The organism is Microbulbifer variabilis, from assembly GCF_052468405.1.
In genome coordinates this window covers 4,767,913-4,785,000 of sequence record NZ_CP174343.1, presented here as the reverse complement: position 1 = coordinate 4,785,000, position 17,088 = coordinate 4,767,913, and the positions used below count along the sequence as shown (strand labels likewise).

Annotated in this window: 15 protein-coding genes (1 of these 15 only partly in view); 10 read left to right on the top strand and 5 right to left on the bottom strand. The window is 55.2% G+C overall.

The window, feature by feature from the left end:
• Positions 1–1,243, top strand: partial view of a peptidoglycan DD-metalloendopeptidase family protein gene (locus ACJJJB_RS21555; protein ID WP_444945760.1) — the 3' portion only. Its footprint begins 137 nt before the window's first position; the window shows 1,243 of its 1,380 coding nt (coding positions 138–1,380); the start codon falls outside the window, past its left edge; it ends in the stop codon at positions 1,241–1,243.
• Between the two features lie 16 nt (positions 1,244–1,259).
• Complete coding sequence (locus tag ACJJJB_RS21550; protein ID WP_445365476.1) at positions 1,260–2,369, top strand: anhydro-N-acetylmuramic acid kinase; 1,110 nt, start codon at positions 1,260–1,262, stop codon at positions 2,367–2,369.
• A 29-nt stretch (positions 2,370–2,398) separates the two neighbouring features.
• On the opposite strand, the gene erpA is transcribed toward ACJJJB_RS21550, so the two are convergent.
• From erpA to argC, 4 genes are all read right to left on the bottom strand, one after another.
• Entirely contained in the window at positions 2,399–2,752 is a 354-nt protein-coding gene (gene erpA, locus ACJJJB_RS21545; RefSeq protein WP_020411471.1) for an iron-sulfur cluster insertion protein ErpA, read from the bottom strand.
• Positions 2,753–2,910: 158 nt separating this feature from the next.
• A complete protein-coding gene (locus ACJJJB_RS21540; protein ID WP_444945761.1) occupies positions 2,911–3,354 on the bottom strand; it encodes a bactofilin family protein in 444 nt (147 codons plus the stop codon).
• Between the two features lie 33 nt (positions 3,355–3,387).
• On the bottom strand, positions 3,388–4,119 hold the full coding sequence (locus tag ACJJJB_RS21535; protein WP_445365475.1) for a DUF6776 family protein: 732 nt from the start codon (positions 4,117–4,119) through the stop codon (positions 3,388–3,390).
• Between the two features lie 64 nt (positions 4,120–4,183).
• Positions 4,184–5,230, bottom strand: coding sequence for an N-acetyl-gamma-glutamyl-phosphate reductase (gene argC / locus ACJJJB_RS21530; protein WP_445365474.1), 1,047 nt, complete (start codon positions 5,228–5,230; stop codon positions 4,184–4,186).
• Positions 5,231–5,401: 171 nt separating this feature from the next.
• On the opposite strand from argC, the gene ACJJJB_RS21525 reads away from it, so the two are divergent.
• The 7 genes from ACJJJB_RS21525 to hemB all read left to right on the top strand — a co-directional run bounded on the left by ACJJJB_RS21525 (position 5,402) and on the right by hemB (position 13,047).
• Positions 5,402–7,147: a chloride channel protein gene (locus ACJJJB_RS21525; RefSeq protein ID WP_353377116.1), complete on the top strand. Its 1,746-nt coding sequence runs from the start codon at positions 5,402–5,404 to the stop codon at positions 7,145–7,147.
• A gap of 34 nt (positions 7,148–7,181) precedes the next feature.
• Positions 7,182–7,604, top strand: coding sequence for a protoporphyrinogen oxidase HemJ (gene hemJ / locus ACJJJB_RS21520; protein ID WP_282951756.1), 423 nt, complete (start codon positions 7,182–7,184; stop codon positions 7,602–7,604).
• A gap of 82 nt (positions 7,605–7,686) precedes the next feature.
• Complete coding sequence (gene thiD, locus ACJJJB_RS21515; protein WP_020411477.1) at positions 7,687–8,472, top strand: bifunctional hydroxymethylpyrimidine kinase/phosphomethylpyrimidine kinase; 786 nt, start codon at positions 7,687–7,689, stop codon at positions 8,470–8,472.
• A gap of 171 nt (positions 8,473–8,643) precedes the next feature.
• Positions 8,644–9,927, top strand: a complete 1,284-nt coding sequence (gene hemL, locus ACJJJB_RS21510) for a glutamate-1-semialdehyde 2,1-aminomutase (protein ID WP_020411478.1) — start codon at positions 8,644–8,646, stop codon at positions 9,925–9,927.
• A gap of 175 nt (positions 9,928–10,102) precedes the next feature.
• Positions 10,103–11,278 carry a benzoate/H(+) symporter BenE family transporter gene (locus tag ACJJJB_RS21505; RefSeq protein WP_445365473.1) on the top strand — a complete coding sequence of 392 codons (1,176 nt, stop codon included), beginning with the start codon at positions 10,103–10,105 and terminating at the stop codon, positions 11,276–11,278.
• A 6-nt stretch (positions 11,279–11,284) separates the two neighbouring features.
• Positions 11,285–11,911 (top strand): GntR family transcriptional regulator, encoded by a 627-nt coding sequence (locus ACJJJB_RS21500; RefSeq protein ID WP_020411480.1) that lies wholly within the window; start codon positions 11,285–11,287, stop codon positions 11,909–11,911.
• A 125-nt stretch (positions 11,912–12,036) separates the two neighbouring features.
• Complete coding sequence (gene hemB / locus ACJJJB_RS21495; protein ID WP_444945763.1) at positions 12,037–13,047, top strand: porphobilinogen synthase; 1,011 nt, start codon at positions 12,037–12,039, stop codon at positions 13,045–13,047.
• Positions 13,048–13,088: 41 nt separating this feature from the next.
• Here the strand turns inward: hemB and mrcB are convergent, their stop codons facing one another.
• Complete coding sequence (gene mrcB, locus ACJJJB_RS21490; protein ID WP_444902287.1) at positions 13,089–15,659, bottom strand: penicillin-binding protein 1B; 2,571 nt, start codon at positions 15,657–15,659, stop codon at positions 13,089–13,091.
• 374 nt (positions 15,660–16,033) lie between these two features.
• Here mrcB and ACJJJB_RS21485 point away from each other — a divergent pair, with 374 nt between their 5' ends.
• The gene (locus tag ACJJJB_RS21485; RefSeq protein WP_020411483.1) at positions 16,034–17,032 is read left to right on the top strand and encodes an adenosine kinase; all 999 of its coding nucleotides are present in this window, start codon (positions 16,034–16,036) and stop codon (positions 17,030–17,032) included.
• The last annotated feature ends 56 nt before the right edge of the window (positions 17,033–17,088 follow it).

The following is a 17,088-nucleotide window of genomic DNA, read 5'->3' as shown; positions in this document are numbered from 1 at the left end:
AGAAGCCAAGCGCATGCCCCTGGACGTCAATCTCTCCTCCTTAGATGAAGACACGCTGGAAATTGACAAGCAACTGGCGGCTGTCTCGCCCCGCCAGAGCATTCCCTTGGCGAGTGCGACGGTAGAGGCAATACAGTCCCTGAACCTCACGGTGCGCAACGGAGACACCCTTTCCGATCTGTTCAAGCGTGCCAAAGTGAGCGCAGGCGAAATGTATCAGCTGCTTGGCAGCGGCAAGGAAGCTAAGAAACTAGCGCGTCTGACTCCCGGTGAAGAGCTGACATTTAAGGTCAACTCCGAAGGCCAACTGCAAAGTCTGGAACTACAGAGAGACCGTCTCAACCAAGTCAAATTTACCCGCGCAGAGGGTAATGACTTCCAGCATACGTTGGTACAGCGCCAGCCTGACAGCCACCCCGCCTATCGCCTGGCTCAAATTGACAGTTCCCTGTTTGTTGCCGGAAGTGAGGCCGGTCTGAGTGATAGCCTGATTATGGAAGTGGCTGATGTGTTCAGCTCCGATATCGATTTTGCACTGGATATACGCCAGGGCGACACCTTTAGCGTGATGTTTGAAGAGAAATTCCTGGATGGGGAAAAAATTGGCAACGGCCCCATTCTAGCGGTCAGTTTTACCAATCAGGGCCGCACTTACAGTGCAGTGCGCTACATCGACAGTAGCGGCGACGCCAATTACTACACGCCTGAAGGCAAAAGCATGCGCAAGGCATTTATTCGTACGCCGCTGGATATAGTGCGCATCAGCTCCCACTTTAATCCACGGCGCTTGCACCCGGTTTTCAAGTCGCGCCGCCCTCACAACGGCACAGATTATGCCGCCCCGCGTGGCACCCCGGTTTACTCGACAGGGGATGGCCGTGTGATCGCATCCGGTTACAGTAAGCCCAACGGCAATTATGTATTTATTCAGCACGGAGAACGTTACGTTACCCGCTACCTACACCTGACCAAACGCAAAGTGAAGAAAGGTCAACGAGTAAAACAGCGCCAAGTAATAGGCACTGTAGGCTCAACCGGGTATGCAACCGGTCCACACCTGCACTACGAATTCCTGGTGGACGGAAGACATCGGAACCCTGCAACAATTGTGCGCAAGCTTCCCAAAGCCAAGTCAGTGCCGTCCTCTGAAATGACGCGCTTCAAAAACCAGACTCAACCTCTGCTGGCAAAACTGGAAAACTACCAGGGCCCAGCATTGGCCAAACTTGACGAAAACAATTGATAAAGCGCCATTCAATATGCCCGATCTTTTTATCGGTCTGATGTCCGGCACCAGCGTCGATTCCATCGACGCTGCACTGGTCGATTTTGGCGGCGAAGAGAGAATCAAGCCGCGTATCCTGGCAGCTCTGGGCCAACCGATTCACCCCTCGCTGCGTGATGCCATCCTAGCCCTCTGCGCCCCAGGTCCCTCTGAACTGGATCGTGCCGGACAGTTGGACCGACAGCTCGGCCAGGCTTTTGCCGAGGCCACCAATACCCTGTTGGCCCGTGCCGGTATTGAGGCCAGCGCAGTAACCGCAATTGGCAGCCACGGACAAACTGTGCGGCACCGCCCGCCAGGCACTGTGACCTCCCCCTTCACTTTACAACTGGGGGACCCGAACACTATCGCAGCTTTGACTGGTATCAGTACGGTAGCGGACTTCCGCCGACGCGATATGGCCCTCGGAGGCCAGGGTGCGCCACTGATGCCCGCATTTCACCGCGCCGCTTTTAAAACCGAGGGCAATCGCGCCGTGGTGAATATCGGTGGAATGGCCAATATCACCGAGCTGACAGCCGATGGCAGTGTATATGGTTACGATACCGGGCCCGGCAACGCCTTGCTGGACTATTGGGTGAACCTACATAAGAAGCAACCGTTTGACCGGGATGGCGCCTGGGCCGCTGGTGGTCGTGCCCACCCCGAGTTGCTCAATCGCCTGATGTCAGATCCCTATTTTGCTGCGGAGCCTCCCAAGAGCACCGGCCGTGAAACCTTCAATGCCAGCTGGCTGGAGCAGGCGCTAGCTGGCCTGGAGCTGTCTCCTGCAGACGTGCAGGCAACCCTGTCGGAAGTAACTGCCGCCAGTATTGCCGAGGCTGTGCATTTGTTCGCTGATGGGGGGGAACTACTGATTTGTGGGGGCGGGGCCAAAAATAAAGATCTGCTGTCTCGGCTGCAGAGACGACTGCCAACCTGGTCAATTACCGATACCGGCACTTATGGAATCGATGCCGACTGGCTCGAAGCTGTGGGCTTTGCCTGGCTGGCCCGGCAGACTCTACTCGGCCTGCCCGGCAACTGCCCCGGAGTCACAGGAGCAAAAAAAGAGGCTGTTTTGGGCGCCATTTACTCCCCCTGAAACACCGCTCAAATCGCCTAAAGTGCGGCTCAGATCGAGAAGGAGGAGCCGCACCCACAGGTTGAGGAAGCATTGGGGTTCTGCACCACAAAGCGAGATCCGGCCAAACCCTCTTCGTAATCAACATTGGCGCCAACCAAGTATGGATAACTCATGGCGTCAACCAGTACCTGGATACCATCTTTCTCAATGATGGCATCGTCTTCGGCAACCAGTTCATCGAAGGTAAAACCGTATTGGAATCCTGAGCAGCCACCACCGGTGACGAACACCCTGAGCTTGAGCTCCGGGTTGCCCTCCTCTTCCAACAGGCTCTTTACCTTGGCCACAGCTTTATCGGTGACTACCAGTGGCGCAGGAGAAAAGGATACAGCTTCTGACATAAGTCTCTCTCAACTCATCGGGACATTCGCAGCTCGCATAAAAGCTATGCAGAATGCAGCTACGGGGGCGTCATCTTGCTTAAACCCAGGAAACCAGTCAAGTATTTGCGAGCAACAGGCTCTGGTGCTACTCACCTGCCAGGCCTGTCGAGTGGGCTTCAGGAAGCCTCGATGACAGTCTCATCTTCCGAGTAACCGATCATGGGGGGCTCACCAGCGGAGCTAATATCCACGTTGGAAACCAGGGCCCCGTTCACCTGGGCACCCTTTACCATCTCAATCAGCTTATAGTGCACATTGCCTTCCACCATAGCCTTGGCCGCCAGCTCCAGGTGGCGCGTGGCGTACACATCGCCATTCACGTTTCCGTTAATCACCACCTGAGGAACACGGATCTCTCCCTCTATGATTCCGCCATCGACTATCTGCAGGCGCGCATCACTATCGCTATGAGCGGTGACATTGCCTTTTACCTTGCCCTCAATGACCAGATTGCCACGAAAGTGAATATCCCCAGATACTTCTGTCTGGCGCGCAATTAGGGTCGTGTGGTTACTACCGGAACTGGCCATAGCTACTTGTTTCTCTTTTTTTCTCAACATAATCCCTAAAACCTCATGCCTCTGGCATTAATGCTAGCTTTTCTGTACCAGCCAACCGTAGCGCTGTTCGATATTGAATCCCTTGCGCCCGGTAGACTTAAGCGATAACTCCACCCCTTCAGGAACAAAGCCCTCGGGGAGGCGCAGTTCGCCCTCAATATTCTGGAAGTATTTAAAACGCAGTGGAATGGATACGCTCTCCACCTGGTCAGACAAATCTTTTAGTGGGTAGCTTTTCAGCTCTCCATCCTGGCGCCCCACCACAGTGAAAGTGGCTGAGCCTTGAACCACGTTGCGTTGCACCGCCGACTGCTGGACTTGTAATTTGTATTGGTAACTCCGCGCATCAGCCGTCTGCGAAAGAATAAAGCGGCCTATAGATACTCCCTCACCACCATCTGCCGGGGCCATAACGCCGCGGTAAAAAGAGATTTCCTGCTTTAGCTCTGCGATCTGGTTTTCTTTCTGCACAAGCTCGGTTCGTACAGTCTCACTGGCCTGCTCACCAATCGCCAGGGACTGCTCAGCAGTTGCTGCACGCATGCGCAGAGTTTCATTTTCACTGTTCAACGCCTCAAGGCGCCCCAGTACCCTTGTGTACTCCCTCGTTTTTTCATCGAGGTTTTTACGCAGTTGATACTGTCCGGCGTAGTAAGAGCTGGCGGAAGTAACCAGTACCAACAGGGCGACACCACCTGCTGTGATTACACCTGAAAAGGGGCGATGGGGCACCACTTTCATACGGTACTGCTTGCTGCCTTTCACTCTGAGCTCCCAAAAATCCGCTACGGCTTAACCGGGTTTTATCGATTGTCGTATTTTTTTGATTCTAAGGCAGCAGCGCCGGGCTCTCCAAGCCCAACGTCTCAGTTAGGCCAAACATAATGTTCATATTCTGTATCGCCTGGGCAGAAGCGCCCTTGGCGAGGTTATCGATTACCGACATTACCAGCAGAGTATCCCGACCCTGGGGCTGCATCACGGAAATACGACACATATTCGTACCTCTCACACTACGGGTTTGAGGGTGACTGCCAGCGGGGAGAACATCCACAAAAGGCTCATTCTGATAGCGATTTTCAAACAACTGCTGCAATTCCAGTGGTGACATATCTGTCTTGGACTTCGCGAACAAGGTTGCGTGTATGCCCCGGATCATTGGCAGGAGATGTGGAACAAAGGTCACCTGGGCAGGGCTCGCCTCACAGGGTTGGACCCGTCGTAGCCCCTGCTCAATTTCGGGTAAGTGGCGATGGCCAGCAGCCCCATAGGCGCGGAAACTGTCGTTGTTTTCAGCCAATATCAAATCCGTCTTACCCTGGCGACCCGCACCGCTGGCACCACTAGCAGCGCTGGCGATTAAGCCCGCTGGTTCAATAGCGCCCGCCTCCAATAGTGGAATCCAGCCCAGCTGAATCGCAGTGGGATAACAACCTGGGCAGGCCACCAATTGAGCACCAGCTATCTCGGCACGATTTACTTCCGGTAATCCGTATATGGCCTCCTGGGCCAACTCGGGAGCAGCATGCTCCTGGCCATACCACTGCTCCCAGATGGAAATATCTTTGAGGCGGAAATCGGCGGAGAGGTCGATAACTCGTACACCTCTTTTAATTAACGCCGGCACCTGGGCCTGGGCAACCCCATGGGGAGTGGCAAAAAATACCACATCACAAGCGGACAATTGCTCAATATCCGGCTCACAAAAAGCCAAGTCATAATGGCCTCGCAAGCTGGAAAATAACTCCGCCACCGGGGTGCCTTTCAAAGAGCGGGAGGTGATTGCGGTAACTTCTGCTTGCGGATGTGTCGTCAAAAGCCTTAGCAGTTCAACACCTGTGTAGCCGGTGCCACCAACAATTGCTACCTTAATCACCTTGCTAAAATCTCCCGGTAAATCTGCCAACTGAGACGATAATCATAAAACCAGCCAAGCACTCTACCATAAGCCCCAGCACTTGAAGGATGTGCAGTGTCACAGCGCCCTAGGAAATTACTGAAAAACGCGTTAGCTCGGTGTTTACCCAAGACAAATAGCTTGGAACACGTGCGTTTGCAACTCTCTGCCAAGGAGGCTTTAGCGCCACTAGTGGGTATGGCATTAATTACTGGGCTATTGGCTGGAGGTGTAACTATTCTCTTCCGCCTGGCAATGGAGTGGCCTACAACATTTTTCCTGTCAGTCCCCCAAAATTATGAATCCTTATCGCCTTTCTGGCGATTTGCCCTACCTGTGCTGGGCTCACTGGTGATCGGCATTATCTATCTGCTACTCAGCCCCAAGCGCTACGACGTCGGTGTGGTGCATGTTCTCGATCGCCTCTATAACCATCAGGGCAAAATGCCAATACAAAATGCTCTACTGCAGTTTTTTGCCGGCGCCATTGCTCTGATCAGCGGCCACTCTGTAGGACGTGAGGGGCCTGCTGTACACCTTGGAGCCGCCAGTGGCAGCTGGCTAGCACGTGTACTGCACCTGCCCAATAACTCGGCACGCAGCCTGCTGGGCTGCGGTGTAGCCGCAGCTATCGCCGCATCTTTTAATACTCCTTTGGCCGGGATGGTGTTCGCCATGGAAGTGGTGATGCTCGAGTATTCAGTGGTGGGTTTTTTACCTGTCATGTTGGCTGCAGTGACTGGCAGTGCCATCACCCAAATTACCTTTGGGCGTGAGCCAGACTTTAACGTTCCGGCTATCCAGCTTAACTCCCTCGCAGAGCTGCCTATCCTATTTCTCTGCGCACTCGCAATCGGACTCTTGGCAGCTCTATTTATTTGGGCCCACCGCAGCCTGACACGCCAACAGTATCGCTCCCCGCTACTGCGCTTCTTACTGGTGGGACTTGTAACCGGCACCTTAGGCATTTGGGTACCTGAAATTCTTGGTGGTGGCTACGACACCCTGCAAATGGCAATGCTGGGAGAATTGGGCATCGCCACATTAACGGTAATTGTTGCCGCCAAGTTGGTGGCAACAGCACTGGGTTCGGGGCTGGGTATCCCCGGAGGAGTCATAGGCCCAGCCCTGATTCTTGGTGCCTGCCTGGGGGGGATCGCCGGAGGCCTCGCCAATATGTGGCTGGGACCACACACCGCCAGCCCGGGCTTTTATGCAATGGTGGGTATGGCCGCAATGATGGCGGCAATGCTCAATGCTCCACTGGCAGCTTTGCTGGCAATTCTCGAACTGACCTACAATCCGAATGTCCTGTTCCCAGGCATGATGATGATCGTAGTAGCGATGCTTATTAGCAGACAGGTATTCGCCACCCGGGGGATTTACCAGGAAACCTTACGCGCCTTGAACAAGGCCGGGACCCCCACCTGGCGCCAACAAATGCTCAGTAGTGTCGGCGTAGCCAGCCAAATGGACAGAAACTTTGTCGTTGAACCAAGGGAAATCCCAGTTGATCAGGCGAGAGAGTTAATCGCTCAACACCCCCAGTGGATTTTGATCGACCTGCCCGATGAACCCGCTCCGCAATTGTTGCGTGCTGCCGACCTGGCCACATTTTTACAGGGTGCCGAAAAAGGTGGGGATACAGAAACCACAGTAAAACAAGAGGAGGAAAAACCTGGGCAGCCCCCCCTCATAGACCTGCTTAAAATTCCTGGCGAGCGTAAACAAATGGCCGAACTAAATTGGTGCGCCACCCTGCTCGAAGCCCAGCAAAAACTGAAAAGCACTGGAGCCGATGCCCTGTATATCAGTCGCCATCAGAGCGGCTCACTGGACAATCGCATCGCGGGCATTATTCTGCCACTACAGATCGATAACTTTTACCGGAAATAAAATAATTTCGCGTTTCTTTTTGAGGGGATATTCAATGCTGTGGATCAAGGCTTTTCACATTATCGCCATGGTGTGCTGGTTTGCTGCGCTTTTCTACTTGCCACGCCTTTTTGTCTACCATGTCGATGCCACAGACGCCGTAAGTCGCGATCGCTTTTGCATTATGGAGCGACGCCTGTACCGCGGTATCGCCATTCCCGCGATGATCGCTACCGTAGCTCTAGGCATCTGGCTCTACAGCCTAAACCCGGCTTACTACACATCCGCAGGCTGGATGCACGCGAAACTTACCTTTGTCGTGCTGTTACTGGCCTATCATCATATGTGTGGAGCCTATGTGCGTAAGTTTGCCCAGGGTACCAATACCCGTAGCGGACGCTATTTTCGTATTTTTAATGAGGTTCCGACTGTAGCCTTGTTTGCCATTGTGATTCTGGCTGTGGTCAAGCCATTTTAATTTGGCGCAGAATCATTCTTTGTATCGGGCAGCCAGCAACTAAAATTAGGCGCACAGCTTTTGGCAGTCATGTAGATTTTCTATGGATACACCGCAGCCCGTTATTCTGACCGTCACCCACCATGACCCTAGCGGCAGTGCAGGAATAGCCGCAGATACGGAGACGGCTGTCAGCCTGGGCTGCCATGCTGCCTCCGCGGTTTCCGCCATCAGTGTGTGTAACACTGGCGAACTGCTTGGGGTTGCTCCAGTAGATGAAAGCTTGCTAGTAGAGCAAACCCGCACAGTTCTGGAAGATATGCCGGTAGCTGCAATCAAGGTGGGATACCTGGGCTCCGTAGAGAATGTTCGGGCACTGCACAGCGTATTGCGGGACTACCCCGATATCCCGGTAGTGATCGACCCCGATGCCACACTGGCGGATAAGGAAAGTGTGTTGGCCCCCCCACTATGGGAAGCCATGGCCTCCCTACTACTCCCCTATGCCACCATGGTCTGCCCAAATCGCCGCGAAGCCCGCGCTATGGCGGTGGAGGCCGATACCCATGACGCCATGGCCCAGGAGCTGCTTGAAAGCGGTTGCCGCTATCTGTTACTTACTGGCGTACCCCATGAGCAACAGCTACAAAACCGTCTCTATGACGAACGTGGCCTGATCCGGGAATTCCACTGGGAACGGTTGCCACCAGCGGCCTATGGGGTCTGCGGAACCCTGGCCACAGCGATCGCCTGCCATATTGCCCACGGCCTGACCATCATTGAGGCTGTCAGTCGCAGCCAACAGTATGCCTGGAGCGCCATTCGCGACAGCCGCCGCCTGGGTATGGGGCGGCCGATACCCAATCGCCTTTTCTGGTGTGAGCGCTAAAGCCTCTCCCTGCCCGACAAGTGACTTGCCGCATCGGTGTGAAAATCGGTGCGACCCGCCGGCCAACCCGAAATCCACACCCCCTGTGATCTCCACATTGTCCTCAAGGCCTGTCGCCGCGATAATGGTCCGCTGATTCTTGGCCTATTCCGTAATTTCTGAATGAATTCTATGAGTAAATCCGAGCAGCTCTTCGCAGAAGCACAGCAGTACATTCCCGGCGGCGTTAACTCTCCGGTACGGGCTTTCCGCGCGGTTGGCGGTACGCCGGTATTTATCCGCCGTGCCGAGGGCGCCTACCTCTACGACGCTGATGACAAGCGCTATATCGACTATGTACAGTCCTGGGGGCCCATGGTTTTAGGCCACGCCCACCCCGAAGTCATCGAGGCCGTTGTGGAGCAGGCTCAATCCGGCCTCAGCTTTGGCGCTCCCACCGAGCTGGAAACCGAGCTGGCCGAGGAACTCTGCCGGCTATGGCCAAATATGGATCTGGTGCGCTTCGTCAACTCCGGCACCGAAGCCACAATGAGCGCCATTCGCTTGGCACGCGGTTATACCGGACGGGATAAGATTGTGAAGTTTGAGGGCTGCTACCACGGCCATTCAGACTCATTGCTGGTCAAAGCCGGTTCCGGCGCCCTGACCATGGGCGTGCCCTCCTCCCCAGGGGTGCCTGCCGCCCTTGCGGACCACACCATCACCCTGAGTTACAACGATCCAGATGCTGTACGCGCCTGCTTCGAAGAGTTCGGTGATCAGATCGCCTGCATTATCGTCGAACCCGTAGCCGGTAATATGAACTGTATTCCCCCGGTGCCCGGCTTTCTGGAAACCCTGCGGGAAGTCTGCGACCAGCACGGCGCCCTGTTAATTCTTGACGAGGTAATGACCGGTTTTCGCGTGAGCCTGACTGGCGCTCAGGGCTTTTATGGTATCGAAGCCGATATTACTACCCTCGGTAAAGTAATCGGTGGCGGTATGCCAGTAGGCGCCTTCGGTGGCAAACGCAAAATTATGGAGCAGATAGCTCCACTGGGGCCGGTTTATCAGGCAGGCACCCTGTCCGGAAATCCGGTGGCCATGGTGGCAGGCCTGGAAACCCTACGCTTGGTAGAGGAGAGCGACTTCTACAAGCCACTGGTAGCCAGGACAGACCGCCTGGTGGAAGGCATTCTCGCTGCCGGGAAGACAGCAGGTATTCCTGTTACGGCCAACAAAGTTGGCAGCATGTTCGGCTTTTTCTTCACCGAGGAGTCAAAGGTCACCAATTACCAGCAGGTAATGGCATGCAACAATGAGCGCTTTAATCGCTTCTTCCACGGCATGCTCGAGGAGGGGGTCTATCTGGCACCAGCATCCTACGAGGCCGGGTTTATGTCCGCGGCTCACACCGATGAGGATATTGAAGCAACCATAGCCGCTGCAGAAAAAGTCTTTGCACGCCTCGACTGATTGCCCCCGCTACAGCACCTGCCGCCCGCAGGTGCTGCACTCCAACACTAAATCCCATTTTACCACTCGCACAAATCACAACCATTTCTCAGGTATTGGCGCGCTTCGACGCATAAGTCTTGTGTATTGTTAAAGCATCTACAAAAATGTATACATAATTTAAAAGGTATACATTTTGAATAAATCGCCACTTTTAGATACCAGCCTCTCCACTGTCAGCGCCGGGTTCATCACAGTTCTGGTAGGAGTGGCCAGCTCAGCAGCGATTGTTTTTGAGGCCGCACGGGCTGCCGGTGCCGACCAGCTAATGACCGGCTCATGGATCGGTGCCCTCGGATTGGGAATGGGGCTAACCTGTATCGCCTTTTCCTGGTATTACCGGGCTCCCGTGATTACTGCGTGGTCGACCCCAGGCGCAGCATTGCTGGCCACCAGTCTCACCGGGATTCCGATTACCGAAGCTATTGGAGCTTTCGTCTGCAGCGCCATATTAACTCTGCTGGTAGGCCTTTCTGGAGCCTTTGACCGGGTCAATCGTCTGGTACCAACCCCCATCGCCAGTGCCATGCTCGCAGGTATACTGTTGCAATTTGGCCTCTCTGTATTCACATCCCTGCAAGCCCAGCCAATTCTTGTTGGCGCTATGTCCCTAACCTACATAGTTGGGCGGAGATGGGCGCCGCGGTATGCCATTCTTTTGGTACTCATGGTCGGGGTCTCAGCCTGCTGGAAGCTACAATTGATCGCTTTCGATCAAATCCACTGGCAAGCCGCACAACCCGTATGGGTTACTCCGGAGTTTCGCCTTTCCACTTTGATCGGTATTGGACTGCCTTTGTTTATCGTCACTATGACCTCCCAGAATCTGCCCGGTGCCGCAACTCTGGCTGCCAGCGGCTATGGAAGAGTGCCCATTTCCCCAGTCATCAGCGGTACGGGCCTGGCTTCCCTACTACTGACCCCTTTTGGCGGGTTTGCCTTCAACCTGGCCGCTATTACGGCGGCAATTTGCACCGGTCCTGAGGCGCATCCCAATCCAGACAAGCGCTATACCGCCGGTATTGCGGCCGGTATCTTTTATCTAATCGTGGGCTTGTGTGGTGCCAGCGTAGTGGCATTATTTAGCGCTTTTCCACAGGAATTAATCGCCGGCCTTGCGGGCTTGGCATTGATAGGGGTCATTGGCAATAGCCTGGCAAGTGCTACGGCAGAAGCAGAACATCGAGAAGCGGCAATCATCACATTCTTAGTCAGCGCTTCAGGTATTAGTTTGTTTGGTGTCAGCTCCGCATTTTGGGGGCTACTGGGCGGGCTCGCCTGTTACTGGCTTTTTAACCGCAGGAGTTCATAAGCTCCAATGGGCCTATACGATAAAATCAAAGCAGATCTACAGCGGGGGCGCTTCATCCCAGGGCAAGTATTAAGGCAGGTTGAACTTGCTGAACTCTACGATGTAAGCCGTATCCCGGTACGGGATGCCCTGCATCAACTTCGAAATGAAGGCTGGCTCTCACCACACGGCAAGCGCGGTGTTGCAGTGCCTCAGTTTGACCCTATCGAAGTAGAGGACCTCTACCTGATGCGTATGCGCCTCGAGCCCCTATTGCAGACCCTGGCGCTAGATAAGCTCAGTGGGGAAGTACTGGGGCGAGCCAACGATATTCTCGATTCGATGGAGGCCAACCCCCAAATGTCCGCCGAACTAATCGGCAACCTGAATTGGCAGTTCCATGCCTGCATTTACAAGGCAGCCGAGCGACCAACGCTTTTTTCTGCAGTGGAACAACTACACCGCCAGTGTGAACGCTATATCGGTTACCAATCCCGCAGCCTGCAATACCAAAACACTAGCCAGGGGGAGCATTTCTCCATTCTCAAAGCCCTGAAAAGGGGAGATAGAGAGCTAGCCACAACATTACTGACACAACATATTGAAGCCGCCGGTAAATCACTGGTGCGCTATCTGCGCTCAGCTCAACCCTGAATGGAGGCTAACTGCGGGGACTTATGGAGCCTCCGAAATCACCGCGGTAAGCAATTTGATATGATGGCCGCCAATTGTGGCTGCAGGATTTCTGCAGCCTTATGGATAGTCGGAGTAAATGCCCTATGAGTCAAAGTCTCGGCCGCGGTGCCTATCCCAACACCCGCCTGCGCCGCCTGCGTGCCCAGGATTTTTCGCGTCGCCTGGTGCGTGAAACCCAGCTCAGTTGCGATGACCTGATCCTGCCGCTGTTTGTAATCGAGGGGCGCAACGAAACCCAAAAGGTAGCCTCTATGCCAGGGGTGGAGCGCCTGAGTGTGGATTTGTTGGCGAGAAAAGCGAAGCTACTGCAGCAACTGGGCATCCCCGCAGTGGCCCTGTTTCCCGTGGTAGATCCCTCGGCAAAATCAGACTGCGCCAGTGCCGCCCACGATGCCGATGGCTTGGCCCAGCGCGCCGTGCGTGAGCTGAAAGATGCTGCGCCTGAGCTGGGCGTCATTACCGATGTAGCCCTGGACCCCTTTACCAGCCACGGCCAGGACGGGCTGATGGACCACAGCGGTTATATCGTCAACGATGAAACTGTAGAAGTACTGGTGCAGCAGGCTCTATCCCATGCAGCTGCCGGTGCAGACATGGTCGCACCTTCAGATATGATGGACGGTCGCATCGGCGCCATTCGCCAGGCTCTCGAAGGGGCAGGCCACACCAATACCCTGATTATGTCCTACGCGGCCAAGTACGCCTCTGCCTACTACGGTCCCTTCCGCGACGCGGTTGGCTCAGCGGGCAATTTGAAAGGCGGCAGTAAAGCCAGCTACCAGATGGACCCAGCCAATACCGATGAAGCCATACACGAGTGCACTCTGGATCTGCAGGAAGGTGCTGATATGGTGATGGTTAAACCGGGTATGCCCTATCTGGATATAGTACGTAGGGTGAAGGAAGAATTGCGAGTGCCCACCTTCGCCTACCAGGTGAGCGGAGAGTACGCGATGCACTGTGCCGCCTTCGAGAACGGCTGGCTACAGCGGGAGGCTGTTATCTTGGAATCACTGCTCGCCTTTAAGCGCGCCGGTGCAGATGGCATCCTCACCTACTTCGCCGAAGAGGCCGCACGACTGCTGCAGAGCTAGTCGTCAAGAATCGCGCGCGACTCTCGGTCACGCGACTTAAGTCAGGGCCACTGGTCTTCCAGTGCCGGGCCTATCGGCTGAGCCTCCTCTACGGGGGCGCCGCCAGGGCCCGATTCAAAAGATTGGTTGCGGGGGAGCTCGACGGGCTCTTCTTCGTACCCCCGATCAACACCAAATTCTTCCGCATCATCACCACGCAACTGTTCCTGCATTTGGCGACGACGCTGCTCACGCAGCTGCTGCTCGCTGGGATCTACACCCCAGCCGGGAGTCATTTGCTCCCGCGGTGCCGCCTCTGAGCGCCCATTGCCAAACAGGTTGCGAAACCAGCGCCAACGATCACGCCCGCGACATTCCGGTGCCGGCTGCAGGCGCGTCTCGTAGGAGAAAGGAATTTCATATCCGCCACGACAGTAGTCCGGGTCCATATATTCGCCGCGTGCATTCACCGACTTGACCTCCACCCCCCGCGGCGGCTCCACAGGCCCATGCTCATGGGGCAGCTTGCGCATGATCTCTGTCCAAATTGGCAGTGCACCGGTAGACCCCGTCAGGCGAGTGCGCTCATTGTCATCGCGCCCGAGCCAAACCACTGCAGTAATCTCCGGAGAGAAACCGGCAAACCAGCTGTCGCGGTTATTGTTGGTAGTTCCGGTTTTACCTGCAAATGCCACACTGCTAGGTAAACGCTTGGCAGACCTGCGTCCGGTACCCTCACGCATAGCCTGCTCCAGACCCCAGCGGAGCAGGTAGGCCGGTACCGCATCAACTCCGCGATGGGCACGGCGACGGAAGTTCTGGACACGCCCGCCACCGGCATCGGAGACTGCCAGCAAAGTGCGCGGCTCCACAGTTTCGCCACCGTTGGCAATAGTCTGATACATGCCAGCCACTTCAAATGGTGTCATTTCAACGGCACCCAGTAACATCGCCGGCACCTTCGGCAGGCTGGTTTCCACTCCCAGACGGCGAATGGTCTGACGCACATTCTGCAGCCCCAGATCCAGCCCCAGGTGCGCTGTGGCAAGGTTGTAGGATTTTGCAAGCGCTACGTAAAGAGGTACCTGGCCGTGGGCTAGCTTGTCGAAATTCTGCGGCATCCACACATCGCCGTCCGCCTCTTCGATGCGCACAGGCGCATCGTCAATAAGCGTCGCCAGATTGTACTCTTCTGGGCGCTCAAGGGCAGTGAGGAAGACTGCGGGCTTGATCAGCGAGCCCACTTGCCGGCGGGCCTCAAGCGCGCGGTTAAAGCCCGGATAATCCGGATCGCGGTCTCCCACCATCGCCAGCACGTTACCGCTGCGGTTGTCCATCAGCACGGTGGCGGCCTGTAAAGTATTGACCTTAATTCCCCGGTCCTTTTCCAGCTGCAGGACCCCATTACTGATAGCCTCTTCGGCCAGCTTCTGTACCGAAGGCGACAAGCTGGTATAGATCCTCAAGCCCGCGGTCCGCAGCTCTTCATAGGAATAGTAGGGGCGCAATTCCGCCAATAACCGCTCTGTGAAAGCAGGGTAAGGGTTTTGCGCAGTCACTCCACCTTTCACCACCCCCAAGGGTTTGGCCGCATAGAGTTCGAACTCAGCCTGGGAAATTAACCCCTGCTCCAGCATTAGTTCCAATACAGTGTTACGACGCTCGAGTGCACGCTCGGGGTGTCGCCAGGGATTGTAGTAAGAAGCGCCCTTGGCCAAACCCACCAGTAATGCCACCTGATGCGGTTCCAGGGTGTCCAGTGGCTGCTGGAAGTAAAATTCAGAGGCCAGCCCGAAACCATAGATGCCTCGGGCGCCCTGCTGTCCGAGCCAAACCTCGTTGATGTACTCCTGCAGGATGTAGCCTTTGTCGTAGTGGATCTCCATCAAAACTGCCATCAGCGCTTCATTAATTTTTCGCTGCAGGCTCGGCTTGTGATCAAAAAATATATTTTTCACCAGCTGCTGAGTGATGGTGGAACCACCTTGTACCAGACGCCCGGCCTTCACGTTGGCAACCATGGCACGAGCAATACCCCGAGGGGATATACCAAAATGGTTGAGGAAATCCTGGTCCTCCACAGCAATCAGAGTATTGGCCACCAGCGGCGGGATATCGCTAAATCTTACAGGGTTGCGATCATCACCACCTCCGAGCAAGGAGCCAATATTGGCCGCATCCAGGCGGAATTCCGCGATGCGCTGCCCATCGCTATCGCGCAGATTGCTAATCTCATCGTTGCGCAGGCGGAAAGAAACCACTGCCGCCGGCTCTCGGCCATTGGAGTGAATAAAATCGCGACGCCAAACAGAGTAATCCATGCCATTTTGGGACCAGGAACCGGGCTCGCTGAGGGTTTCCTGCTTGCGGTAATTAAGTGCTGCAAACTCGGAGGCTAATTCATCCGGATGCATCACCATCCCTTCGCGCAAAACCAGGGGACGAGCATAGACTCGCGCCGGCAGCTGGTACTGGCGGCTATCCAGACGCTCTCGCAGTTGTACATCCAGGTAGGCCATATAACCAGCAAGGGAGAGTGCTCCCACCAGAGCCAGCAGGAACAGGAATTTGAGCCAGCGGTATCGTCTCTTCGGCTGTGACGCTTTGCCGCGCCGGCGTTTGGTCGAGGCCATAAAAAGAGGTATCCAGCTGCCAGGTCAGTACATCAATTGACAGCGGGGCACGACAGCCCAGTCACTATCTTTGGCAGGGTACCAGCTGGTGGCAGCTCCACTGGTATCTTGCCTCCGGCACCCGGACCGGTGCCTTTGGGGAACATCCCTGAACCACCTGACTCCCACGCCAGAATAAATACTGGCCGGTCGTAAATCGAAGTGCTACGACTTGTTCGTGGATTGACCACAAGTACGCCCTATTAGTTCATATTGAGGCTTAACGCGCCTTTATAAACAATGCCTCGCTGAAGTCAAACCTACCGCCTTGCACTTGCTGTAATCACAGCCATAATGCGGCGGAAATCTAGACAAATACCCCGAAAAGGATAGATATGAGGCAATACGATCTCTACGGCATTGGCGCCGCCCTGCTGGATACGGAAATTGAAGTATCCGACACGGACTTGTCAGCCCTCGGTGTTGAAAAGGGAATCATGACTCTGGTCGACGATGCCAGGCAGCAGCAGCTTGTAGATGACCTGCAGGATCACTTGGTCACAGCCAAGCGTGCCTGCGGTGGCTCTGGCGCCAACACTGTAATTGCTGCCAGCTATTTCGGACTGAACACTTTTTACTCCTGTAAAGTTGCTGCAGATGATAATGGCGATTTTTATCGCAATAATCTCAGTGCCGCAGGCGTCGACTATCCTGCCAGCCTGCAGGAAGCCGATGGGGGTACCACAGGCAAGTGCCTGGTACTGATTACCCCGGATGCCGAACGCAGTATGAATACCTACCTGGGTATTAGCGAGAAGTTGTCTGTGGCCGAACTGGACAATGAAGCTCTGGCATCCTCCCAATGGGCTTATATCGAAGGCTACCTGGTCTCTTCCGAGACCGGCCGTAAAGCAGCGATCACCCTGCGCGAGCAGGCACAACAGGCTGGAGTGAAAACCGCCCTGAGCCTGTCTGATCCGGCAATGGTACAGTTCTTCGGCGAAGGCCTGCGGGAAATGATTGGTGGTGGCGTAGATATCCTATTCTGCAACCGCGATGAAGCCCTAGGCTTTACCGGAACCGATTCCCTGGATGCAGCCGCCGAAGCACTGCGTGACTATTGCCGCAGCTTCGCTATCACCCTCGGCGCCGATGGAGCACTCCTGTGGGATGGCACACAACTTAAACGCGTGGCCAGCCCCGAAGTCCATGCCATCGATACCAATGGCGCCGGGGATATGTTTGCAGGTGCTTTCCTGTACGGGATCAACCGGGAAATGGGGTTTGTAGAGGCGGGAGAACTGGCTTGTCGCGCCGCCGCGCAAGTGGTTAGCCAGTATGGTCCCCGCCTGCAGGCTGAACAGCACTCGGAACTGCTCGCAGCAGTTATTTAAAAGGTTCGCTGTTTTATGGATGGTAATCGGTAAGCGGCCTTATGGCCGCCTCTCTA

Bases quoted from the DNA above. Each gene is read 5' to 3' on its own strand.
- ACJJJB_RS21540 (WP_444945761.1), bottom strand. From the start codon at position 3,354: ATGTTGAGAAAAAAAGAGAAACAAGTAGCTATGGCCAGTTCCGGTAGT.
- hemL (WP_020411478.1), top strand. From the start codon at position 8,644: ATGAGTAAATCCGAGCAGCTCTTCGCAGAAGCACAGCAGTACATTCCC.
- ACJJJB_RS21485 (WP_020411483.1), top strand. From the start codon at position 16,034: ATGAGGCAATACGATCTCTACGGCATTGGCGCCGCCCTGCTGGATACG.
- thiD (WP_020411477.1), top strand. From the start codon at position 7,687: ATGGATACACCGCAGCCCGTTATTCTGACCGTCACCCACCATGACCCT.
- erpA (WP_020411471.1), bottom strand. From the start codon at position 2,752: ATGTCAGAAGCTGTATCCTTTTCTCCTGCGCCACTGGTAGTCACCGAT.
- ACJJJB_RS21500 (WP_020411480.1), top strand. From the start codon at position 11,285: ATGGGCCTATACGATAAAATCAAAGCAGATCTACAGCGGGGGCGCTTC.
- ACJJJB_RS21550 (WP_445365476.1), top strand. From the start codon at position 1,260: ATGCCCGATCTTTTTATCGGTCTGATGTCCGGCACCAGCGTCGATTCC.
- hemB (WP_444945763.1), top strand. From the start codon at position 12,037: ATGAGTCAAAGTCTCGGCCGCGGTGCCTATCCCAACACCCGCCTGCGC.
- mrcB (WP_444902287.1), bottom strand. From the start codon at position 15,659: ATGGCCTCGACCAAACGCCGGCGCGGCAAAGCGTCACAGCCGAAGAGA.
- hemJ (WP_282951756.1), top strand. From the start codon at position 7,182: ATGCTGTGGATCAAGGCTTTTCACATTATCGCCATGGTGTGCTGGTTT.